Source organism: Chryseobacterium arthrosphaerae (assembly GCF_001684965.1).
GTDB lineage: Bacteria > Bacteroidota > Bacteroidia > Flavobacteriales > Weeksellaceae > Chryseobacterium > Chryseobacterium arthrosphaerae.
In genome coordinates this window covers 1,718,982-1,742,328 of sequence record NZ_MAYG01000001.1, presented here as the reverse complement: position 1 = coordinate 1,742,328, position 23,347 = coordinate 1,718,982, and the positions used below count along the sequence as shown (strand labels likewise).

The window sequence follows — 23,347 nt, the reverse complement described above, 5'->3', positions numbered from 1 at the left end:
TTAAGAAAAGCTTTTGTTTTCATTGGGATTATTTGAATGTTCTGGGCTTATAGAATTTTAATGCAAACAATAAAATAACCACATAGCATAGAATCGGAAGGAGATAGGCATGGGCAATATCTTTTTCAGCAATTTTACCCATGATCGGAGGGAAAACAGCGCCTCCGAACATGGCCATAACCAGGAATGATGATGCCTGCTGAACTCTTGATCCTAATCTTTTAAGTCCAAGGCTGAAAATAGTGGGATACATTACACTCAGAAACAGGTTGAGCAAAATAAGACTTATAAATGATGCCCATCCGAAACTCTGGGAAATAATCAGGCACAGAATGACATTACAGCTGGTAAAGATAGCCAGCAGCTTGTTGGGAGCGATGAATCTCATCAGAAAGGTTCCGATAAATCTTCCGATCATCATCATGGCCATACTCAGTGAAAAATAATAGGACGCCTGTATTTCGGGAAGATGCATCTTTTCCACACCGTAATTGATAAAATAAGCCCACGTCCCGCCCTGGGCGGCAATATTGAAAAACTGGGCAATGACTGCAAAGATAAAATGCCTCTGCTTATAAAGCGGCGCCTCCGGATCAGATGTGGTCTGGTCTTCTCCTTTTTCACTTTCTGTAATGACATCTTCTGCATGGGGATCTTTGAGGTCCGGTACTCTGATAAAGCTGAAAATAATGGTAATCGCCAGAATTACAATACCAATCCATGTATAAAGATTTTTTACTGAATCCAGAGACCCCGTTCCGGAATCAGGTGCCCCGAAAATGAAATACCCACCCAACAGAGGACCGATAATGGCCCCTAAACCATTAAATGACTGGGCGAAATTGACCCGTTGGTCACTCGTTCTTTCATCACCGAGGGCTGCTACAAAAGGGTGGGCCACCGTTTCAAGCGTTGCCATTCCCATTGCGAGAACAAAAAGGGCCAATCTGAAAAAATCAAATGAAGAAGTATCGGCTGCCGGAATAAACAGAAAAGATCCCAGTGCAAATAATGAAAGCCCTAATATAACCCCCAGTTTATAACCGAACCTTTTCATAAAAAGACCTGCAGGAATCCCCATAAGTGCGTAAGCCCCAAAAATGGAAAGCTGTACCAGTCCGGATTTGGATTTCGAAATGTGGAGAACATTCTGAAAATGCTTATTCAATACATCACCCATGGTAAGCGCAATAGCCCAGAAGAAAAATAATGAAGTTACAAAAGACAGAATGATATAGTACTTTTTATCTGTAAATTTTGGAGTATTCATATAGTATGTTTTAAGAGATTGTACAGCTGTTTTTTTCTCTGAATGCCCTGAATTCCTCATAAGTATAATCCGGACATGCACCTGGTTTTGAGGTGATAAAAGCACCCAGTGACGTTGCCTGCCTCATAATCTCTTCCGGGGAGCTTCCCTGAATCCTTTTAGACAGGAACCCGGCCAGAAAAGAATCTCCGCTTCCTACAGTGTCCGCAATATCAATATGAACTGCCGGAAAATTATAGGCAGTCTTACCCACAAAATATCTGGCTCCTTTACTTCCTTTGGTCAGAACAATTTCATTCAGGTTAAAATAAGCCTGTAGATGTCTGATGCCGGTCTCTTCATCTATATATTCTTCGCCGAGGTATTCAAGAATTGTTCTGAGTTCTGCCTTATTCATCTTCACAAGATCCGCTTTGTGTAATAATTTTTTAATGAATTCAAAATTGATAAAAGGCGGGCGGAAATTGACATCAAATACCCTGAACTTTGAATATTCCAGAAGTTCAAGCAATGTATTTTGTGATACTTCATTTCTTGTGATCAGACTTCCGAAAACAAAAGCTTCTGAATTTTCAATCAATTCCCTGTGTTCAGGCAGAGGCTGAATATAATCCCAGGCTACTTCCTGTACAATTTCGTACACAGCTTCTCCATGCTCATCAAAATCAGCAAGCACTGTTCCTGTGGCTTTTTCATGGTCTACCTGTATGAATTCTGTTGTTATTCCCCAATCCTGAATCTGGCTGAGAAGACGGTGGCCTAATTCATCATTTCCAATTCTGCTGAGCATTTTGGTATTGAGCCCCATCTTGAAAAGATTATAGGCAACATTAAACGGAGCTCCACCAGCCCTGGATCCGCTTGGGAAGATGTCCCAAAGAACCTCTCCAAAGCAAACGACATTGTTCATTTTATTAGTAATCATATTTAGTTAAACGTTTAAGTTAATATTTAAAAAAAATGTTTCAGTTAAAGTTGATTATTTTAAAGACGCTCTGGAAACCAGTTTTGCGGATAATGTGACCCTTTTTCCGGTTGCTGTATAATCATGGATCTGGGCGTCCAGCAGCTTGATAGCCTCTTCAGCCATTTCTTCAATAGGCTGTTGGATGTAGGTGATCTCTGTGGGGAAAAGGTTATAGGCATCTGTTTCATCAAATGCTACTACAGAAACCTGTTCCGGAACACTGATATTATTTTTGACAATATAGGAAAGACCTGCTACTGCAAGCTTATTACTTGAAAAATAGAGGGCTGTATTGTCAGGGGCATTCCCCAACTTGCTTTCAAGCTGTGAATGGACTTCCCGGGTTATATTTTCTAATCCTACCAGCAGATAGTGCATTTCAACCGTTTTACCGGAAGCTCCTACTGCCTTTTCAAAACCATGCTGGCGGTCTAACAGATGTGGAAGCTCAGTCTCATAACCTATATAGATGATCTTATCAAAATCCTTATTCAGCAGTAAGCCGGCTGTACTTTCTGCTATTTCCTGATTATTAATTGTAATTCCGGGGACAGCCACTCCTTTAAGATACCTGTCAATGGTTACAATAGGGTATTTAATATTGATGAGGTTTTCAAGGGTATTTTCAGATCCTGAAACGGGGGCAACGATCATTCCGTCTACCTGCTGTTGTGAAAAGAGTTCTGTAAGTTTTTTAAACTTTTCGGCATTTTCATCAGAGCTGCCGATGATTAGGGTATAACCAAGTTTTAAGGCTTTATCTTCAAGATTTCTCGCTATATGAGAATAGAAATCATTGGAGATGTCTGCAACAATAAGCCCAAGAAGCTTTGTTTTGTTTGTTTTAAGGCTTTTTGCTATCTTATTGGGAGTATAGTTAATCGTTTCAGCAATTTTAAAAATTTTTTTCCGGGTCTCCTCACTGATGCGCTGTCCTTCCTTTCTGTTGAGAACATAAGATACTGTGGCTACGGAAACTCCTGCCAGTTTAGCAATATCTTTTATGGAAGACCTTTTCATATTATTTTTTAAACCACAAAAATATCTCATAAAATCGTAAAAAAACAATAGCGTGGTTTTTTTTGGTGGTTTCAGAAAAAAGTGTAATTTAGCAAAATTTTTAAATTATTTTAATATATTGATATTCAGTAAATTGTGTTAATTTAATAATTATAGTATTAATAAATTGTTAAGTTGTTATACGGTCATTATTAATTTTGGTTAAACGTTTATCCTATAATTTTTTTAAATTGATATATTTATTTTATTTTCGGATTTATTATTGATCCTAAACTTTATTTAATTTTAAATCAACAATGAAAACTTTTTTAACCATTATCTTTATTTCAGCAGCTACAGTATTATCTGCACAGACAGGAATAAATACTGATCAGCCTAAGGCGACCCTTGATATTACAGCCAAAAAAGAAGCTTTAACGATCGACGGGCTTCTTCCGCCAAGGCTTACCCGTGAGGAGCTTACGGCAAAGGGCAACACATTGTACGGTGCAGAACAGGACGGAACCATCATCTACATTACCAATGCTTCCGGAGGTGATAAACAGGGCCAGAGAGAATTTATAGAGAGTAAAGGGCTTTATATTTTTGATGCCGAAGCTGCCAATAATCAGGGCAGATGGATGTGCTTATATTGTTATGGGGTTTTATAAGACACAGGAAGACCTTCCAGTACTGAAAAATATTTGACTATAAACCCAATGGTTTGGCTAAACCTTTAAAAATAGTTCATTAATCAATACCATTCTTTTTAGACCTGCGATCAATAAATAAAGTCTACCTTGTGTAACATCAAGGTAGACTCTTTTGGTATAAGTGAATTCTTATTTCGGATATACTGATGCAATAAACTGCTTGTCGGTAGGAGATAAGACTGTATTATTTCCAACACTGAATCCGTTGGTGGTCAGAGTTGAACTGATGCTGTAATGCATGATTGATAGCTTATCATAAGCACTATACTGGGTCTGTGAGGTAGAATATTTTGCAAAAAGGTTATTATCTACCTGGGCCTGGGTCCAGTAATTGGGATAACCTGCATAGTAAGCATATACTTTTGGTTTGTCCCACGGGATCGCTGCTAAAGGATGCTGATGCTCATGGATCATCCCAAGCGCATGTCCGAACTCATGAATAGTGGTTCTGCTGAATTCCGCATCACTTGTTGAGTCATTAAACCAGCCGAAATTCATGGTTTCTTTATTGGAAGCTATGCTGAGGGCATCTTTCCCGATATATGAATAAGATCCTGCGTTGGGAGTGAAGGTAACACGGATCTGTGCTGTTCCACTGGTAATAAAGTTAAAAGTGATGTTGGCATATTGAGACCATTCCTTCGCATACTGCATTACTTTGTTGCGTACCTTGGTAGTACCTCCATTAAGGCTCACTGTAATGACGCTGCCGTTAGGCCATTTCTTACTGGTAATCACAGCGCCCTTTGAACCTGTTCCGGGTATTTTATCTTCACCGGGAAGGTAAACATCTTTACACATTTGTGTTTTTTCAAAGCCTGCAGGAATATCTGCTGTGGGGATGGCCAATAATTCTGAGAGTGATGACTGTTCCTGTGGGATCTCTATGCTGTCATTTGTACTATTGCACGATACGATAGCCACTGAAATAAATGATCCTAATAAGATCTTCTTGTGTAATTCCATGATATTGGTGTTTATGATGATTAATATTTTTTACAATAATAAAAAAATAAATTTATCTATTAAGTGTGAATTAAATTTATGATAAAAAAACTTATTTTCTCTCTTTTGCATTTATAAATTTAACTCAGAGGATATCTACACAGGTACTACACCTGGTTGTTATGTCCTTCTATAAAGGAATCTTGCCGGCATGAAATTGTAGATTTGAATAGTTCAGATTGTAATATTAGCCTCATTATTTGTCGGTTAAAGTTAATTGTAAGGCTTTATGAATGTCATATTTATTTTAATAACTTCTTTTTTCTTAAGTTTTTTCAATAAAAATTAAATTTCTGTGAACTGATTTTGAATCTGTCCTGTGATTACGGCTTTGAATTTTACCGGAATTCTTGCCATGATTATTCTATTATAGTATATAAATAAACAATTTCAGTCTGAAAAAGGAATAAAAAATATAATTTTCATTTATTTTTAATTTATTGTATTTCAGATGTTTATATTGTTTTTAGTAGGCTGGTTGTAATTGAATTTAAATCCATTGCTATATAAGAAGTGAAAATAATTTCAAATAAAAGTATATTTATAAACTATTATAAGTATATTTGTTTACTAATTTGTTTGATATGAATTTTGATCTTATAAAAGCAGTTGTGGAACTCGTTCAGCAATTTATGGAGCAGAATGAAGAGAAAGCTTTGTATAGTAATGATCTTCAGGGGTTCACAGAATGGATCAATGCTTCCTGTAAAGATAATTCCGGACCTGAAGATCCGTCCTGGATAGGGAAAGATGCAGGAAGAAGTTCCGACAGTATCATCAATACTTTACTGGTACGGATGGGAAGATATGCCAAAACATACTCCCGGTCAATAGGTAATTCCGTTTTTTCAAGCCAGGATGATTTTATATACCTGATCAGTCTGAAAATGATGGGGCCCATGACAAAAATGGAACTTATAAGACGTAATGTGCATGAAAAATCTTCAGGCATACTTGTCATCAACCGTCTGATACATCATGGATGGGCAGAACAGGCGGTTTGTCTGCAAGATAGAAGAACGAAACATATTCAAATAACGGAGAAGGGGCTTGCTGTACTGGAAGAGCATATGGGTGAGATCCGTAAAGCCTCAAAGGTAGTTGTAGGGAACCTGAACCATTCTGAACAGATGCTCCTCATTGCCATACTCTCTAAAATGGATGAATTTCATGATTCTTTTTACCGGATGAATCTGGAGGCGGGTAATCTGCTCGATATTGTGTATAAAAAACTGAACTGATACTATAAAAGTTACCGGTTATAACTACTAAATAAATAACAATGAATACTGGAAGGTTAAGAAAGAGAATTGCAGTAATAGGTTCCGGATTTTCCGGACTGTCAGCTGCTGCCTATGCTGCGAAATCCGGAAATGAAGTGCATGTATTTGAAAAACACCATCAGCCTGGTGGGCGTGCAAGACAGTTTAAAACAGATCAGGGATATATTTTTGATATGGGCCCAAGCTGGTATTGGATGCCTGATATTATCGAAGGCTTTTTCTCAGATTTTGACTGTAAGGCCTCCGACTTTTTTGATCTGGTTTCTCTGGATCCCCAGTTTGAGATGGTTTTTTCAGAAGAAAAGGTTTCTGTTCCGGAGAAAAATGAAGACATCCGTGAGCTGTTTGAGGAGATAGAACCCGGAGCAGCCAGACAGTATGATAAATTTATGAAATCTGCCCGGTTTAAATATGAAGTGGGAATGAAGGACTTTGTGACAAAACCCTGTTATAACTGGCTTGAATTCGCTTCTTTAAAAATTGCGGGCAGTGCGTTGAAGCTTGATCTTTTAAGTGATTTCAGAAAGTATGTCTCAGGTTATTTTACAGATCCGAAACTCAGATCACTGATGGAATTTCCTGTTATATTTCTCGGGGCTTCTCCCCGGCAGATTCCTGCGCTGTACAGCCTTATGAATTACGGAGGCTATGTTTTGGGAACAAAATATCCGATGGGAGGTTTTTATCAGCTTGTTCTCGCCATGAAAGACGTAGCAGAAAAACAGGGCGTAACTTTTCATTTTAACCATGACGTGCAAAAAATCAATACAGAAAACGGAAAGGCAGCTTCCATAACAGTCAATGGCGAAGACTATGAGTTTGATGCAGTCATTGCTTCGTCAGATTACCATCATACGGAAACCTTAATTCCCAAATCACTCAGAAACTATAAAGAAGCCTATTGGAAAACAAGAACCTTTGCCCCTTCATGTCTTATTTATTATCTCGGGATCAAAGGAGAAATTCCCCGTTTAAAACATCATACCCTGTTTTTCGAGAATGAGCTTGACAATCATATAGACTGTATTTATAAAAATAAAAAATGGCCCTCTAAACCGCTTTTTTATTCGTGTTGCCCTTCCAAGACAGATCCGGATGTAGCACCTGAAGGCTGTGAAAATCTTTTTCTTCTGTTACCGCTGGCACCGGGAATATATGATGATGAGCCTGTAAGAGAAAAATATCTGGTAGAAATGCTTGAAAGAATTGAAAAACATACCGGTGAAACTGATCTTATTTCCAGAATTGAATACAAAAGAAGCTATTGCGTAAGTGATTTTATTTCCGACTACAATGCTTATCAGGGGAATGCCTACGGACTCTCCAATACATTATCGCAGACAGCGGTTTTAAAACCCAAAATAAGAAACAGGAAGATCGCAAATCTTTTTTATACGGGACAATTAACGGTTCCGGGTCCCGGAGTTCCTCCATCGGTTATTTCAGGGAAAATTGTGGCAGCTGAAGTGAGTAAATTAAAATAAAATAATATGAAAAAATTGTTTGATGAATTGTCTTACGAGGTCAGTAAGTACACTACTCAAAAATACAGCACCAGTTTTTCATTGGGAATACTGGCATTGAAGCCCTCCATCAGACCTGCTGTATATGCTGTCTACGGCTATGTGCGCCTTGCAGATGAGATTGTAGATAGTTTTCATGGTTATGATAAAGAGAAACTTCTGAAGAGATTAAAGGCAGAAACCTATGAGGCGCTGGAAGATGGTATATCACTTAATCCTATTTTACATTCATTCCAGGAAACCGTTCGCCGGTATGATATTGATATCCGGTTGATTAATCAGTTTTTACACAGCATGGAGATGGACCTTCATGCAATAGATTACAATTCAGAATTGTACAGGGAGTATATCTACGGTTCTGCGGAAGTGGTAGGCCTGATGTGTCTGCAGATATTTACAGAAGGCAATAAACAGCAGTATGAGAAGCTGAAGCCGTACGCTATGAAGCTGGGATCTGCATTTCAGAAAGTTAATTTTTTACGGGACCTGAAAGATGACTTTCAGATTCTGGGCCGTACTTATTTTCCGTCCCTGAATATGTCTGTCTTTGACAACACAGTGAAAGTCTGTATTGAAAAAGAAATTGAAGAAGAATTTAAAGAAGCGTTACAGGGAATTAAAAAACTGCCGGGCTCATCTGTTTTCGGGGTGTACCTGGCCTACAGGTATTACCTTTCCCTGTTTGAAAAAATAAAGAGAACAAGTTCTCAGAATATATTGCAGCAAAGAATCAGAATTGCCAATTCCCAGAAGCTACTGGTGGCATTCAAAAGCTATATCCGTTACAAATCTGCTTATTTCTGACAGCTGAATTCCGGTTTAAAAATGATTTTTTGTAACGTTTAATGATCAGTTAAAAAATAAATGATGTACAGATTATACAGGGAACAGCAGCTGAACTGCACCATTGAAGAAGCATGGGAGTTTTTCTCATCCCCACACAACTTATCGGAAATAACCCCGGAAAGTATGAATTTTGTGGTTCTTTCAGAGATCCGGGACCAGCCCATTTTTAAAGGAATGGAGATAGATTATACCGTCTCTCCCTTATTGGGAATTCCACTGAGGTGGAAGACCGTTATCAGTCAGGTAGAAGAGTATAAAAGTTTTACAGACTTTCAGAAAGAAGGCCCGTACAGGCACTGGAATCATTTTCATGAATTTATTCCCAATGAGGATGGTGTGCTCATGAAAGACACCGTAGATTATGAGCTTCCGATGGGGATTTTGGGTAAAGTGGCGCATCAGCTATTCGTAAAAGAGAAACTCAAAAGCATCTTCGATTTCAGGTACAGGGTTTTGAATGACCTTTTTAACCATAAGCACAATTAAAATGAATGTTCTGATCGTTTTAGGCGTATTTATTTCCATGGAAGGAGCTACCTGGCTGATCCACCGCTATATTATGCATGGCTTTCTGTGGATTCTGCATCGGGATCATCATGATCACAGCCATGACGGGAAACTTGAAAGAAATGACCTGTTCTTTTTCATCTTTGCAAGTCCGGCTATTGCTTTATTATACATTGGGGTAAAGCAGGAATTCAGCTATTGGTTTTATATCGGGCTGGGAATTAGTCTTTACGGGATGGCTTACTTCTTTGTGCATGACATTTTTATTCATCAGAGAGCAAAAGTTTTTACCAAAACAAAAAATCCGTATTTCCTTGCGATCAGGCGTGCGCATAAACAGCATCATAAACACCTGGGGAAAGAAGATGGAGAGTGCTTCGGCTTTTTATGGGTTCCAGTTAAATATTTTAAAATGTATTTCAATAAAAAATGATGCCTTATACTTACATACTGATTAACTTTTTCACGGTCATTATCTGCTTTTTGGCCTCTTTTGACGGGAGGGTACAATTTAATAAGCTTTTCGGAAAATTTCTGCTGTCGTCCACTATTGTGGCGGTTCCTTTTATCATCTGGGACATCTGGTTTACGGCAAAAGGCGTATGGTGGTTTGATCTCAGCTATACCTTAGGATTTAAAATAGCGGGGCTTCCTGTTGAAGAGTGGCTGTTCTTTTACTGTATTCCTTTCGCCTGTGTTTTTACATACTATTGTCTGGAGAAATTCTTTACTCTGGACTGGATGAGTGCTTTAAATAATCTTATTGTATTTACAGCAGTTATTGTTCTTAGTGTGACGGGTCTTCTTTATTATGAAAGGATATATACTTTGCTTACAGTGATCGTAACGGTACTCACACTTTGCTATCTGCATTTTATCGCTAAAAAAGACTGGATAGGAAAGGCCAGCTTTGTATATCTTCTACTGATGCCCGGTTTCTTTGCAGTCAACGGAATTCTGACAGGATCCCTGATCCCTTCACCGGTTGTGAATTACAACCCTGATGATTTTTTGGGGATAAGAATGGGAACCATCCCTATTGAAGATGCTGTTTATGGTTACAGCCAGTTTTTATTAAATATTTATTTCTTTAAAAAAATAACTGAAAATGAAAAATAGAATAATTCTTCTTATATGGTTAATAGGTTTCGGTTTATTAAATGGCCTGGTATCATGTTCTTCCATGCCTGAGAAAGCAAAGCCCGTCAATCCTTTTGATATCAATAAATATTTGGGGACGTGGTATGAAATAGCAAGATTCGATTATCGTTTTGAAAAAGATCTTGATAATGCAATGGCACAATACAGTCTTAATGATGACGGAAGTGTCAATGTAGTCAACAGCGGATATAATTTTAAAAAGAACAAATGGGTTTCTGTAAACGGTAAGGCCAAATTCAGGGGAGACAAAGACACTGCAGCGCTGAAAGTAAGTTTTTTCGGGCCTTTTTATGCCGGATATAACGTTGTGGCGCTGGAAGATTACAGATATGCTCTGGTAGCCGGAAAAAATACAGATTACATTTGGATTCTTTCGCGTGAAAAAGAAATTCCTGAAAATATAAAACAAAGCTTTATCAGGAAAGCCCAGGAGATCGGTTATGATACATCTGGGCTTATCTGGGTAAAGCAGGATAAAAAAAGCCCGTTCGGCCAATAGATTATATTAACTTAAAATCAGAAAAAATGCTCAAAATACAAGCACAATCAAAAATACCTACAGACTATGGGATATTCACCGTATATGCATTTTCGGAAAATGAAGAAGACTGGAGCCCTCATTTGGTTTGGGTAGCTGATAATACAGATTTTGATAAAGCGGTAAATGTACGTTTTCATTCAGAATGTATTACGGGGGAAGTTTTTCACTCCAAAAAATGTGAATGCGGTCAGCAGCTGGATGCCGCCATGAAGTATATGTCTGAAAACGGAGGTGTCATTATCTATCTCCGTCAGGAAGGAAGAAATATCGGGATCATCAATAAACTCCGGGCCTATGAACTTCAGGAGAAGGGCTGGGATACTGTTGAAGCCAACCTGAAACTGGGGTTGCCGGCAGACGGAAGAAACTTTGATGTGGCTGTTGAAATGCTCGGTATTCTAAAAATCAGAGAAGTTAACCTTCTGACCAATAATCCGGAAAAGATTAAATCTATAGAAAATAGTACAATTATTCTCAACAGCAGAATTCCTCTGGAAATTGATTCCAATGAAGTGAATGAAAGCTATCTTGTCAAGAAAAAACACTATTTTGGGCATCTTTTGGAAAAGATATAATGTCTTTCCTGAGCATAATACCTTTTTATTTTAAACTTAAATCCAGACCTCATGGAAAAAATACTGCTTACCGGCGCTACCGGATATATTGGCAAAAGAATGATAAGTGTCATTGCCGCACAAGGATATAAAGTAGTATGCTGCTGCAGGGATGTCAATCGGTTTGATGTCAATATGGGTATTGATAATACACTCATTGAAGTGGTTGAGGTTGACTTCCTGAAACCGGAAACATTGAAGAATATTCCTGAAGATATTACGGGAGCCTATTATTTAATGCATTCCATGAGTACTGCCAATGACTATGAAGATGCGGAAAAGCAATGCGCCCGTAATTTCTCTGAATATATTGAAAAAACACAGTGTAAACATATCGTATATCTTTCCGGTCTGGTGAATGAAACACAATTGTCGAAGCATTTGAGTTCACGGTACCAGGTAGAGAAAATCCTTATGGAAAGTAAAGTTCCTGTTACTGTTCTACGGGCAGGTATTATCATAGGCTCAGGAAGCGCTTCTTTTGAAATTATAAGAGATCTTGTTGAAAAACTCCCTGTAATGATAGCCCCCAAATGGCTTTATACAAAATGCCAGCCGATAGGAATTGCCAACGTCCTGGATTTTCTGATTTTCGTTTTGTTTAAAGAACAGGCTTATCAGAAAAACTTTGATATCGGATGTGATGATGTCCTTACCTATAAGGATATGCTGCTGAAATTTGCAGAGGTAAGAGGACTGAAGAGAACTGTTTTTACACTTCCGGTCATGACTCCGAAACTTTCTTCCTACTGGCTGTATTTTATTACGTCCACCTCTTATCATCTGGCAAAGGCTCTGGTGGGCAGCATGAAAGTAGAAGTTGTCTGCAGGCCTGAAAGTCTGGCTCAGATCAAATCAATTACGCAGATACAGCCGTTCTCTTATGAAACAGCCGTTAAAAGGACCTTAGCGAAAATTCAGGCCAATGAAATTGTTTCAAGCTGGAAAGACAGTTTTATCAGCAGCCGGAATGATTCAACTTTAAAAATATACCAGGATGTACCTAAATACGGCTGTTTTACAGATCTCAGAAGTGAAGAGTATGATAACAGGGAAGCCTGTGTGAACAGAATCTTTCAGCTGGGAGGTAAGAATGGATGGTATGGTCAGGAGCTTTGGAAAATAAGAGGATTTATGGATAAGGTTTTCGGCGGCCCCGGACTCAGAAGAGGCAGAAGGCATCCTTCAGATCTTAAAGAAGGAGATGCTCTGGACTTCTGGAGGGTACTGTATGCCGACCGTAAAGAAGGCAGACTTATCTTACTGGCCGAAATGAAACTTCCCGGTGAAGCATGGCTTATGTTTAAAGTATATAAAAATAAGATATGGCAGAAAGCAGTATTCCGGCCAAAAGGGTTGTGGGGAAGAATATACTGGTTGATGGTCCTTCCGTTTCATGGGATTATTTTTAAAGGAATGATTAGAAAACTTGGCGGAAATAAATAATGTATTTTTCATTTTGCATTAAGAAATCGCTATAGTTTTGAATATGAGCAGGGTAGCTGGAAATACATTACAGGCCTTCAGTTCCGATTTGAGACTTTAAGAAATTTTAACATTGCAATTCCTCTTTTAGGCACAAACATTGTTTATTTATATACCAATTACTAAAATATTATATTATGAATAATTCAGATTACAACAAAGCGGAAAATGCAGTAGACCAAACAGAAAACTCTTTAAAAAATGCAGCTGATAATGCAAAATGGAAGATCAGTGAACTGGCAGATAAAGCGAAAGATTATATCAACGAAAAAAGAGATAATGATCAGGAAGCTACCCAGGAAGACTGGCTGGAAAGAGTAAAGTCAAACGTTTCCGATGCGTGGGAGGACATTAAGGATAAAGCAGATGAAGCATGGGAGAAAACCAAAGATGCTGCCGAAGATGTGAAAGCGGAATGGAGAAAGAAGACCAATTAAGTTAGTTAAAAAAATGACCGGAGCCGTAAAGGTTCCGGTCATTTTTTTTTGTTTTTATAGTGTATTTATGTTCTAATTTTTTGAAATTTATACCCTCTCTTATATACAATACAGAAAAAAGAAATCGAAATTTTAGTATAAAATTCTGCGGCCTTCCAGTTTTATGATTTCATTACTGACCATCTTTTTTATGGTTCTGATCACAGTTTCAACCCTCAGTCCGGTAAGATCAGCAATTTGCTGGCGGGTAAGTTCTATAGGGAAACACTGCTGGCAGTCACCGTCATGGTAACTCTTCAGATAATCCAACAACCCTTTAAGACGCTGGATAGGATCTGCTGATGCCATATTACGAACCATTAAACTGTTATAATATAACCTCTGCGATAAACACATATTCATTTCCAGGGAAAGATCCGGATGGCTTTTAAGCATTTCTATAAAATTATTTTTAGGCATTCTGATCACTTCTGTAGCCTGTAAACTTACGGCATTGGTAGGATAAAGCTTTTCGATAAACAGCAGCGGATCTCCAAAACTCTGGTTTTTACCCAGGATATTATGAATAAATTCTTTCCCGTTTTCAGTAAATGTGTTCAGCTTTACTTTGCCGCTGATAATCTGGAAATAATATTGAGAATGTTCACCTTCTTTGAAAATGAACTCCTTAGGCTTATACACCACAGTTTCACCTCCGAATGAATAAAGAATTTGTACATCAATATTCATACAGCTTATTGTTTTTTTCATAGTTTGTTTATATTTAGCTGAAAATTAGAGAGTTTTTTCTAAAATATGATAAACAATTCCAATCCTTATGCCATTGTTGTTTTCCTGCTGAAATGTGGTATCAAATCCTCAGATATAATCGTATAAAAATTGCTGTTTTCTCAGATATTGTCAGTATTTTTGAAGCTAAAGTATCTGTAACCAATTATTGATTTTTACTTCTATGATTTTAATTGTTGATGACAACCAGAATAATCTTTATTCACTTCAAAAATTACTTGAATCTAAAGATTTCCAGGTTGAAACGGCCAGCTCCGGTGAAGAGGCTCTGGGTAAAGCATTGAAAAATGACTATGCCTTAATTATTTTAGATGTTCAGATGCCTGATATGGATGGCTTTGAAGTTGCAGAAACACTTGCAGATTACAGCAAAACCAAAGATGTACCCATTATATTTTTATCCGCTGTTAATACAGATAAAAAATTCATCACCCAAGGCTATGCTTCCGGTGCGAAAGATTATGTAACCAAGCCTGTAGATCCTGAAATCCTGTTGCTCAAAGTGAAAACCTTCTATAACCTCCAGGAGCAGAATATTGCAATGAAAAAAACACAGCAGAATCTGGAACTGGAAGTGAAAGGAAGACGGGAATCCCAGGTAACGATGAAGTCGCAGATTGACCATTTCCACCTCATGCTGGAGTCTCTGCCTCAGATTGCATTTACCCTGAATGAAGACGGGATCGTTGATTTTGTGAACGGTAAATGGTATCAGTATTCTGATGCAGAACAGAATTTCCCTGAAACCCATCCTGATGATTACAATATAAGGGAAGAACTGGAGAGGTGCAGGAGAAAAGGAAAAGCCCTGGAATTAGAAATCAGAATCAAAAATATGATCTCAGGCAATTACCGTTATCATTTACTGAGAATAACACCTGTATATGATGAAGACCGCATCAAAAACTGGGTAGGAACATTTACGGATATTGACGATCAGAAAAAAGTGGAAAAAGAAAAAGACGAGTTTTTAAGCATTGCCAGCCATGAGTTAAAGACCCCTCTTACCAGTATTAAAGCATATGTTCAGCTATTGGAAAGAAAGCTGAAATTAGATAAAGAAAGTCCCGAAGCAGGATTTGTTACAAAAGTGCAGGGCCAGATTGAAAAGCTGAATACCCTTATCACAGACCTGCTCGATGTTTCGAAAATAGAAAATGGAAAACTGAAAATAAATAAAAAACCAGTAAATCTGGAAAATGTAATCAGCAATGCCATTGAAACCATTTTGCAGACCCATGAGCAGCAGGTGAAAATTGAACGCCACGGAACAAAACCTGATATTTTAATCCCTCTGGATGAGATCCGTATTGAACAGGTACTGATCAATTTTCTTACGAATGCCATTAAATATTCTCCCAACAACAACCAGGTGATTGTGACTACTTTTGTAGACCATGAAGCTCAGGAAGTAAGAGTGAATGTGACTGATTTTGGTATCGGAATTCCTGATTTCAAACAGGATGCGGTATTCAAAAAATTCTACCGTGTAGAAGAATCTTCATTGCAGTTCCAGGGAATGGGAATCGGGCTGTTCATATGTGCAGAGATCATCAAACAGCATCATGGAAGCGTTGGCGTTTCCAGTATCGTAGATGAAGGCTCTACCTTTTATTTTACCCTACCTTTAAATTAACTTTCATGCCGAAAAAAATTATACGAAATCTTCAGGTTGGGATAGGTCTTTCCCTTCTGATTTTAATAACGAGTTCAGTGGCTTCATACTGGAGTATCCAGAATCAGATGAACCACCGTGAAAGCCTTTCCCAAAGCAGACGCTCTGTAACGGCCGTCAAAGATATTCTGGTGGCCCTCCTGGATGCAGAAACAGGAAACAGAGGTTACCAGCTTACCGGAAGGGAAGACTTCCTGGAACCTTACAAACGGGGCGTAAGAGAATATTCTAAAGCTTTGGTGACGGCAGAAGCATTGGGAGTGCATGATAAAAACCAGCAGGAAAGACTGGCCGGATTAAAAACTGCGGTCAGCCAGGTCATGAATCATCTGAAAAACCTGGTGGAAAACAGACGGAGAGGAATGGTGATGACCCAGCAGGAGATTATTACCGGCAAAGCTTATATGGATGAGTGCCGTAAAATTGTAAAAGATTTTGTACAATATGAAGAGAGCCAGGTTGAAATTAAAAACAAAGACTTAACACGTTCTTCACAAACAACCGTCCTCTTCATTGTATTTTCAGCATTGGCCGCAGTAGTAGTGACGGCATTTTTCTATTTTAAAATGCGGGCAGACCTCATCAGAAGAGATGAGCTGGAGAAAATGCTGAGGGATAAGGATCAGGAAATGACACGCCGTGTAAGTGCCATTCAGAAAATTGCCAACAGAGTAGCCAACGGTGATTACACTGAGAAAGCAGTGGACAATGCGGAGGATGATCTCGGGGACCTTGTAGAATCCCTGAATCATATGACTGAATCATTAAAAATATCTTTCGATAAAATTAATAAAAGCGACTGGCGCCAGAAAGGACTTGCTTTACTGAATGAATCCCTGGTAGGGAATAAATCGGTACAGGAAGTTTCCGATAAAGCTTTGCACCAGCTGATTGAATATGGAAAATGCATCAACGGTTCATTATATCTTTTTGACGAAGGCATTCTGAAGCTCAGTAAAGCATTTGGGCTTGAAGCCAATATGAAAAAATCTTTCGAACCGGGCGAAGGAATGGTAGGACAGGCATTTATGAATGCTAAAACACAGGTATACAATAATCTTCATGAAGATGATTTTGTGGTCACTTTTGCCAGCAGTACGATAAAAATCTATGGCATCATGCTGATTCCTGTTTTTGCAGACGGGCATGTCATAGGAGTGATAGAGTTAGGTTCCACCTCCAATTTTGAGGAAGACAGAATCAGCTATTTTGAAGAATGCAGCGTGAATATAGGAATAGCACTGAATGCAGCCAAAGGAAGAGAAAAAGAACAGCAGTTGCTCGAAGAAACCCAGGCACAGTCTGAAGAATTACAGGTGCAGCACTCTGAGCTTGAAAACCTCAATACAGAGCTGGAAGCACAGACCCAGAAGCTCCAGGCTTCAGAAGAAGAATTAAAAGTACAGCAGGAAGAGCTGATGCAGGCTAACGCAGAGCTGGAAGAACGTTCCCGATTGCTGGAAGAAAAAAATCATTTAATAGCAGAACGCAACAATGAAATTCAGAAAAAAGTAGAGGAACTGGCACTCAGCACCAAATATAAATCTGAATTTTTAGCCAATATGTCCCATGAATTGCGTACGCCACTCAATTCGATCCTTCTTTTATCCAGGTTAATGGCAGAAAATCCGGATGAGAACCTTAATGAAGACCAGGTAGAATCGGCTAAAGTTATTCAAAGCTCAGGAACAAGTTTATTAACATTAATAGATGAAATTCTTGACCTGGCAAAAATAGAATCAGGCAAAATGACCCTGGAGTATCAGGAGGTAGTCATTGAAGACATTATAAAAGATCTGAAAAGTCTTTTCAGTCCTGTATTCCAGGAGAAGGCCCTTCCATTCAATATCCAGGTGGATGCAGGCGTGCAGAAAGTTATTGAAAGTGACCGTCTCAGAATTGACCAGGTACTGAGAAACCTGCTGTCTAATGCTTTAAAATTTACAACAAAAGGAAGCATTGATTTACATATCAGAAAACATTCTGAAAAGCCTGACTTTATTATATTTTCAGTAAAAGATACCGGGATCGGAATTGCGGAAGATAAGCAGAAAATTATCTTTGAAGCATTTCAGCAGGCTGATGGCTCTACCAAAAGAAAATTTGGAGGCACAGGTCTTGGGCTTTCAATAAGCCGTGAAATTGCAAGACTTCTGGGAGGCGAGCTTGCCCTGAAAAGTGAAGTGAATAAAGGAAGCGAATTCAGTTTCATTATTCCTGTACACCCGGTCACTGAAGTTGCTCATTCCGAAACCGATCAGGACCTGGTGGAAATCATCCGTGAAGATGTTGAAGAAATCCAGAATATCCTGGATGAAGGAGATAAAGTTCAGGTAAACACTTTGAAAATACCTGAAGATGTGGAGGATGACAGAGAAAATATTCAGGAAGGAGATAAGGTGATACTGATTATTGAAGATGATACTAATTTTGCAAAAGCTTTATTGAAATATGCCCATCTGCAGAATTATAAAGGCATAGTGGTTGTAAGGGGAGATTATGCGCTTACGGCAGCTCAGCAATATCATCCGCATGCGATTTTACTGGATGTTCAGCTTCCTGTAAAAGATGGATGGGAAGTTATGGATGAATTGAAGTCGGATCCTTATGTGAAGCATATTCCGGTACATATGATGTCTTCCCTGCACGTGAAAAAAGAAAGTCTTATGAAAGGCGCCGTTGATTTTATCAATAAGCCCGTAGCTCTGGATAAAATGACCGATGTCTTCAGAAAAATTGAAGAAGCATTGCAGAAAGGAACCCAGAAAGTTCTGATCGTTGAAGAAAATGCCAAACATGCCAATGCATTGTCTTATTTCCTCAGCAATTTTAATATTTCATTATCGGTGGAACATAATGTTGAAGATAGTGTGAAGGCACTTACTTCAGACCTTGTGGACTGTGTTATCCTGGATGTCGGAAGCACAAAAGGAAATGACTACCATGTCATAGAGTCTATTAAAAGCTATGAAGGACTGGAAAACCTTCCGATCATTATTTTTACGGAGCACCATCTGTCTAAAGAAGAAGAGCTCAAAATAAAACAATACGCAGATTCTATTGTGGTAAAAACAGCCCATTCCTATCAGAGGGTTTTAGATGAAGTAGGCTTATTTTTGCATTTGGTGGAAGAAAAGAACGGTTCCCCTGAAAATAACAGAGGGAGAATGCTGGGCTCTTTGACCGAAGTGCTGAGTGGTAAAAAAATACTCATTACAGATGATGATGTACGCAACATTTTTTCTTTAACCAAAGCGCTGGAAAAATATAAGGTTGAAGTCATTGTGGCCATGGATGGTAAACATGCCCTTGAACAAATTGACCAGAATCCTGATGTGGATGTCATCCTGATGGATATGATGATGCCCGAAATGGATGGCTATGAAACCATTAAGCAGATAAGGAAAATGCCGGCGTTTAAAAAACTTCCGGTTATAGCCATTACCGCCAAATCTATGATTGGAGAACGTGAAAAATGTATTACCGCAGGAGCTTCAGACTATATCTCGAAACCGGTAGATATAGATCAGTTGTTATCACTCCTCCGGGTTTGGTTATATGAAAGTTAAACAGATAAAATTCTGATGAATAAGAAAATCTTAATTGTGGATGATGATCCACGCAATATATTTGCATTGAAATTAACTCTTAAAGCACGTGGATATGCAGTTGAATCCTGCACAATGGCCCAGGATGCTTTAGAAATGCTGAAGACCCGCCCTGAGTTTTCTGTTGTTCTGATGGATATGATGATGCCGGGAATAGACGGCTATGAAGCGGTAAGAATGATAAGAAGCACTCAGGAAATCAAACATACCCCTATAATAGCTGTCACTGCACAGGCCATGCCGGAAGACCGCCAGAAATGCATGGAAGCAGGAGCAGATGATTATGTGTCAAAACCAATTGATGTAGACCTTTTAATAATGGCAATAGAAAAAATTTCATAGATGCTGGAACCAAGTATCGTAAAAGATGAAGAAATAGAATATCTCATCAGAGATGTTTATGATTTGTATGGCTATGACTTTTCCGGTTATAGCAGGGCTTCATTTAAAAGAAGAGTAAACCGTATATGCCTTTTGGACAGGTTTACCAGTTTTGCAGAACTGAGGTATACCATTATCAATGATGCAGAATATCTGAAACGCTTTGTAGAAGAAGTTACGGTGAATGTTACGGAAATGTTCAGAGATCCTTCTTTTTTTAAAGCACTGCGGGAGAAAATATTACCCCAGCTCGGTACTTACCCTTTGATCAGGATCTGGATTGCAGGCTGCTCAACAGGGGAAGAAGCTTATTCTGTAGCTATTCTTCTGAAAGAAGCCGGTCTCTATAATAAATCCCTGATTTATGGTACAGACTTAAACCCTGCCGTACTGGAAACAGCCAGAGCAGGGATCTTTCCTCTGCAGCAGATGAAACTGTATTCTGAAAACTATATGCTTTCCGGTGGAGTAAAAGATTTCTCTGATTATTATACCGCCAATTATGACAGCGTACGGTTTGATAAAAGCTTACAGGAAAAACTGATTTTATCCACTCACAACCTGGTTTCAGACAGCTCCTTTAACAGTTTTCAGCTGATTGTATGCAGGAATGTGCTGATTTATTTTGACAGGGAACTCCAGGAAAGAGTATTCAGGCTTTTTGATAACAGCCTGGAGAATCTGGGCTTTCTCGCATTGGGAGCAAAAGAGACCCTTCGCTTTTCTGCTATTGATAAAAATTATCATCAGGTTGAAGATCAGAAGATCTGGAAAAAAATTGATCATCATTAATTAATAGTTGCTGCAATGAAGTTACCAACCAATATGGAATTAATTGTTATCGGAGGATCTGCAGGAAGCCTGCAGGTCATCATTGAAATGATTAAAAATCTGGACAGTAAAATCCATATTCCCATTTTACTTGTGATCCATCGTAAAGCGCAATCCGGAGATGTCCTGAAAACTTTACTGCAGCAGTTTACAAAAATACCCGTTGTAGAGGTGGAGGACAAAACGGATATCGAAAAGAACGCAATATATATCGTTCCGGCTGATTATCATTTATTGTTTGAGAATAATGCCATGATGTCTTTAGACAGTTCTGAGAAAATGAATTATTCCCGTCCTTCCATAGATGTTACATTCAGATCTGCAGCAGAGGTGTATGGTGAAAACGTAACCGGTATTCTTTTATCGGGAGCTAATGCTGACGGAGTGGAGGGACTGAGCTATATAAAAAAATATAACGGGAAAATCTGGATTCAGGATCCGGAAACAGCGGAAGTGGATTATATGCCCAGACATGCCATAGAAGAAATTGATTATGATTTAATTATCACCCCTCACAACTTAGCCCATTATATAAAACAATTATAAAATTTCAGGAAAAAAATAGAGAAACAATATGAGTAAAAAGAGAATTTTAATTTTTGATGATGATACGGCCATTTTAGAAGTCATTACCATCATATTTGAAGAAAACGGATATGAGGTCAGAATCTCAGAAACGTCACATGATATCCTTGAGAAAGTGGCAGACTATCAGCCGGATATTATTTTAATGGATAACTGGATTCCGAAAATCGGTGGTGTGGAAGCAACGAAACTTCTTAAAAGTACGGAAGCATTCAGACATATTCCGGTTATTTACGTTACTGCTAATAATGATATTGTAGCTTTGGCATCAGAGGCTCAGGCGGATGACTATGTTTCAAAGCCTTTTAATCTGGATGATCTGGAAATGATGGTTGATAAATATATAAAAGCACAGGCATAAAACGTCTGGAATATACATGCATAAAAAAACTCTCAGTTTCAGTTTACTGGGAGTTTTTATTTTTTAAGAAGATAGTGGATCCGGCTTTTGGTTAATGATCCGGTATTAATATCCTGAATCAGGGAAGATAATAATAAATAAAGGTCAGGATTTTCCAGAATAATATCCGAAAAAGTCTTGACAAGAATTAATTTTTGTGAAACAATATTATGGGCGGCAACATATTCATTGCTGACATTTATGTCGATATTCAAATCCTTCTTTATAACCCAGCTGAGGTATTCATCAATGAGTTTCTGATCTTTCAGCAGATCTAATCGTTCGGTTTCTAAATAGTCCATAACAATTATTTTATCCTGTTTTAAATTTTGCAAACTTTATGCCGTATTATATAAATAGTATATTAATACACTTTTTAAAATATTTATTAGTATATTTGTGTTTTAATATCGAAGACAGATCATGGATAAAGTGAATATTTTTTGGTTCCGGAGAGATCTCAGGCTGGAAGACAATACAGGGCTTCATCATGCCCTTAATACAGGGCTGAAGGTTGTTCCTGTCTTTATTTTTGATGCTGATATTCTGGACCGGCTTCAGAATAAGAAGGACAGGAGGGTAGACTATATTCATCAGGCTTTACAGCGTATTCATAAAGAGCTTAAAAAACATCATAGCGGACTTTATGTTTATTACGGCACTCCAATGGAAGCCTTTAAAAAAATAATCAGGGATTTTACTATAGACAGTGTTTTCTGTAACACCGATTACGAACCGCAGGCTATACAACGGGACCGGCAGGTCGCCGATTTTCTTCTGAAACATCATATCCAGCTGAAAGATTTTAAAGATCAGGTGATATTTGAAAAAAATGATATCCTGAAAAATGATCTTTCTCCCTACACTGTCTTTACCCCATATTCAAAAAAATGGAAGGAAAATCTGAAAAAGGTAGAATCCTTTACTGCAGACTTTAGCCATTTCGCCGGTTATAACGGATCTTCAGAGATCATTTCACTGAAAGAAATCGGATTTGAGAAAACAGATCTTGACTTCATAGAACCGGAGCTTGATAAAAAAATAATAGACACCTACGGAAGTTACCGGGATTTCCCCGCAATGGATCGTACTACCCATCTTGGGATTGCCCTTCGCTTTGGGACCCTCTCCATCAGAAAATGTGTACAGTATGCTGCCCAGCACAATGAAACCTGGCTTAATGAACTGATCTGGAGAGAATTTTTTATGCAGATTCTCTATCATTTTCCGGATGTTGTTCATCATTGTTTTAAAAAGAAATATGAAAATATTGCCTGGCGAAATAACGAGAAAGAATTTAAGGCCTGGTGCGAAGGGAAAACTGGATATCCCATTGTAGATGCAGGAATGAGACAGCTGAATGAAACCGGATTCATGCACAACAGGGTAAGAATGATCACGGCAAGTTTCCTTACCAAGCACCTGCTCATCGACTGGCGGTGGGGAGAAGCTTATTTTGCTGAAAAACTGTTGGATTATGATCTGGCAGCCAATAACGGAAACTGGCAGTGGGCGGCAGGCTGCGGTTGTGATGCAGCTCCGTATTTCAGGATCTTCAATCCTTATGAACAGACAAAAAAGTTTGATAAAGATCATCAGTATATCAGAAAATGGCTTCCTGAAGATTATCATGAAGAACCCATCGTAGAACATACAAAAGCCAGAGAAAGAGCTTTGATGGCTTACAAAGAAGCATTGGCAGAATAACGCATGTATAACCATTCACT

24 protein-coding genes are annotated in these 23,347 nt (G+C 38.4%); 18 read left to right on the top strand and 6 right to left on the bottom strand.

Going from position 1 to position 23,347, the window contains the following annotated elements; all coding sequences use genetic code 11:
• Positions 1-28: 28 nt before the first annotated feature.
• Genes fucP through BBI00_RS07980 form a run of 3 tightly spaced genes read right to left on the bottom strand, consistent with a single transcriptional unit; the run spans position 29 to position 3,257 of the window.
• On the bottom strand, positions 29-1,270 hold the full coding sequence (gene fucP / locus BBI00_RS07990) for an L-fucose:H+ symporter permease (protein ID WP_123902238.1): 1,242 nt from the start codon (positions 1,268-1,270) through the stop codon (positions 29-31).
• A gap of 10 nt (positions 1,271-1,280) precedes the next feature.
• Positions 1,281-2,195, bottom strand: coding sequence for a carbohydrate kinase family protein (locus BBI00_RS07985; protein WP_065398268.1), 915 nt, complete (start codon positions 2,193-2,195; stop codon positions 1,281-1,283).
• 54 nt (positions 2,196-2,249) lie between these two features.
• Positions 2,250-3,257, bottom strand: a complete 1,008-nt coding sequence (locus BBI00_RS07980; protein ID WP_065398267.1) for a LacI family DNA-binding transcriptional regulator — start codon at positions 3,255-3,257, stop codon at positions 2,250-2,252.
• 296 nt (positions 3,258-3,553) lie between these two features.
• On the opposite strand from BBI00_RS07980, the gene BBI00_RS07975 reads away from it, so the two are divergent.
• The gene (locus tag BBI00_RS07975; RefSeq protein ID WP_065398266.1) at positions 3,554-3,907 is read left to right on the top strand and encodes a hypothetical protein; all 354 of its coding nucleotides are present in this window, start codon (positions 3,554-3,556) and stop codon (positions 3,905-3,907) included.
• A 171-nt stretch (positions 3,908-4,078) separates the two neighbouring features.
• Here BBI00_RS07975 and BBI00_RS07970 read toward each other — a convergent pair whose 3' ends face one another.
• Positions 4,079-4,915 carry a M12 family metallopeptidase gene (locus BBI00_RS07970; RefSeq protein WP_065398265.1) on the bottom strand — a complete coding sequence of 279 codons (837 nt, stop codon included), beginning with the start codon at positions 4,913-4,915 and terminating at the stop codon, positions 4,079-4,081.
• 623 nt (positions 4,916-5,538) lie between these two features.
• On the opposite strand from BBI00_RS07970, the gene BBI00_RS07965 reads away from it, so the two are divergent.
• The 10 genes from BBI00_RS07965 to BBI00_RS07920 all read left to right on the top strand — a co-directional run bounded on the left by BBI00_RS07965 (position 5,539) and on the right by BBI00_RS07920 (position 13,351).
• Positions 5,539-6,195 carry a MarR family winged helix-turn-helix transcriptional regulator gene (locus tag BBI00_RS07965; RefSeq protein WP_065398264.1) on the top strand — a complete coding sequence of 219 codons (657 nt, stop codon included), beginning with the start codon at positions 5,539-5,541 and terminating at the stop codon, positions 6,193-6,195.
• 41 nt (positions 6,196-6,236) lie between these two features.
• Positions 6,237-7,721: a phytoene desaturase family protein gene (locus BBI00_RS07960; protein ID WP_065398263.1), complete on the top strand. Its 1,485-nt coding sequence runs from the start codon at positions 6,237-6,239 to the stop codon at positions 7,719-7,721.
• Between the two features lie 6 nt (positions 7,722-7,727).
• Positions 7,728-8,564 (top strand): phytoene/squalene synthase family protein, encoded by an 837-nt coding sequence (locus BBI00_RS07955; protein WP_065398262.1) that lies wholly within the window; start codon positions 7,728-7,730, stop codon positions 8,562-8,564.
• A 60-nt stretch (positions 8,565-8,624) separates the two neighbouring features.
• On the top strand, positions 8,625-9,092 hold the full coding sequence (locus tag BBI00_RS07950) for an SRPBCC family protein (RefSeq protein WP_065398261.1): 468 nt from the start codon (positions 8,625-8,627) through the stop codon (positions 9,090-9,092).
• 1 nt (position 9,093) lies between these two features.
• Positions 9,094-9,546 (top strand): sterol desaturase family protein, encoded by a 453-nt coding sequence (locus BBI00_RS07945; protein ID WP_065398260.1) that lies wholly within the window; start codon positions 9,094-9,096, stop codon positions 9,544-9,546.
• A complete protein-coding gene (locus BBI00_RS07940) occupies positions 9,543-10,232 on the top strand; it encodes a lycopene cyclase domain-containing protein (RefSeq protein WP_065398259.1) in 690 nt (229 codons plus the stop codon). The genes BBI00_RS07945 and BBI00_RS07940 overlap by 4 nt, the downstream gene beginning before the upstream one ends.
• A complete protein-coding gene (locus BBI00_RS07935) occupies positions 10,222-10,773 on the top strand; it encodes a lipocalin family protein (protein WP_065398258.1) in 552 nt (183 codons plus the stop codon). The genes BBI00_RS07940 and BBI00_RS07935 overlap by 11 nt, the downstream gene beginning before the upstream one ends.
• Before the next feature lie 26 nt (positions 10,774-10,799).
• Complete coding sequence (gene ribA / locus BBI00_RS07930; protein ID WP_065398257.1) at positions 10,800-11,390, top strand: GTP cyclohydrolase II; 591 nt, start codon at positions 10,800-10,802, stop codon at positions 11,388-11,390.
• Between the two features lie 51 nt (positions 11,391-11,441).
• Positions 11,442-12,875 carry an SDR family oxidoreductase gene (locus tag BBI00_RS07925; protein ID WP_065398256.1) on the top strand — a complete coding sequence of 478 codons (1,434 nt, stop codon included), beginning with the start codon at positions 11,442-11,444 and terminating at the stop codon, positions 12,873-12,875.
• A gap of 176 nt (positions 12,876-13,051) precedes the next feature.
• A complete protein-coding gene (locus BBI00_RS07920; protein WP_083988453.1) occupies positions 13,052-13,351 on the top strand; it encodes a hypothetical protein in 300 nt (99 codons plus the stop codon).
• 132 nt (positions 13,352-13,483) lie between these two features.
• Here BBI00_RS07920 and BBI00_RS07915 read toward each other — a convergent pair whose 3' ends face one another.
• Positions 13,484-14,101 carry a Crp/Fnr family transcriptional regulator gene (locus tag BBI00_RS07915; protein ID WP_228394735.1) on the bottom strand — a complete coding sequence of 206 codons (618 nt, stop codon included), beginning with the start codon at positions 14,099-14,101 and terminating at the stop codon, positions 13,484-13,486.
• A gap of 202 nt (positions 14,102-14,303) precedes the next feature.
• Between BBI00_RS07915 and BBI00_RS07910 the strand changes: the two genes are divergently transcribed.
• From BBI00_RS07910 to BBI00_RS07885, 6 genes are read left to right on the top strand one after another with little or no spacing between them, the layout of a single operon-like run.
• On the top strand, positions 14,304-15,776 hold the full coding sequence (locus tag BBI00_RS07910; RefSeq protein WP_065398255.1) for a hybrid sensor histidine kinase/response regulator: 1,473 nt from the start codon (positions 14,304-14,306) through the stop codon (positions 15,774-15,776).
• A 5-nt stretch (positions 15,777-15,781) separates the two neighbouring features.
• Positions 15,782-19,384, top strand: a complete 3,603-nt coding sequence (locus tag BBI00_RS07905; RefSeq protein WP_065398254.1) for a response regulator — start codon at positions 15,782-15,784, stop codon at positions 19,382-19,384.
• A 15-nt stretch (positions 19,385-19,399) separates the two neighbouring features.
• Positions 19,400-19,765 (top strand): response regulator, encoded by a 366-nt coding sequence (locus tag BBI00_RS07900; RefSeq protein WP_065398253.1) that lies wholly within the window; start codon positions 19,400-19,402, stop codon positions 19,763-19,765.
• Entirely contained in the window at positions 19,766-20,596 is an 831-nt protein-coding gene (locus tag BBI00_RS07895) for a CheR family methyltransferase (RefSeq protein ID WP_065398252.1), read from the top strand. It abuts the gene before it with no gap.
• Positions 20,597-20,611: 15 nt separating this feature from the next.
• On the top strand, positions 20,612-21,181 hold the full coding sequence (locus BBI00_RS07890) for a chemotaxis protein CheB (RefSeq protein ID WP_123902237.1): 570 nt from the start codon (positions 20,612-20,614) through the stop codon (positions 21,179-21,181).
• A 28-nt stretch (positions 21,182-21,209) separates the two neighbouring features.
• Entirely contained in the window at positions 21,210-21,581 is a 372-nt protein-coding gene (locus BBI00_RS07885; RefSeq protein ID WP_065398251.1) for a response regulator, read from the top strand.
• 56 nt (positions 21,582-21,637) lie between these two features.
• On the opposite strand, the gene BBI00_RS07880 is transcribed toward BBI00_RS07885, so the two are convergent.
• A complete protein-coding gene (locus BBI00_RS07880) occupies positions 21,638-21,922 on the bottom strand; it encodes a hypothetical protein (RefSeq protein WP_065398250.1) in 285 nt (94 codons plus the stop codon).
• Positions 21,923-22,043: 121 nt separating this feature from the next.
• On the opposite strand from BBI00_RS07880, the gene BBI00_RS07875 reads away from it, so the two are divergent.
• Positions 22,044-23,327, top strand: coding sequence for a cryptochrome/photolyase family protein (locus BBI00_RS07875; protein ID WP_065398249.1), 1,284 nt, complete (start codon positions 22,044-22,046; stop codon positions 23,325-23,327).
• The last annotated feature ends 20 nt before the right edge of the window (positions 23,328-23,347 follow it).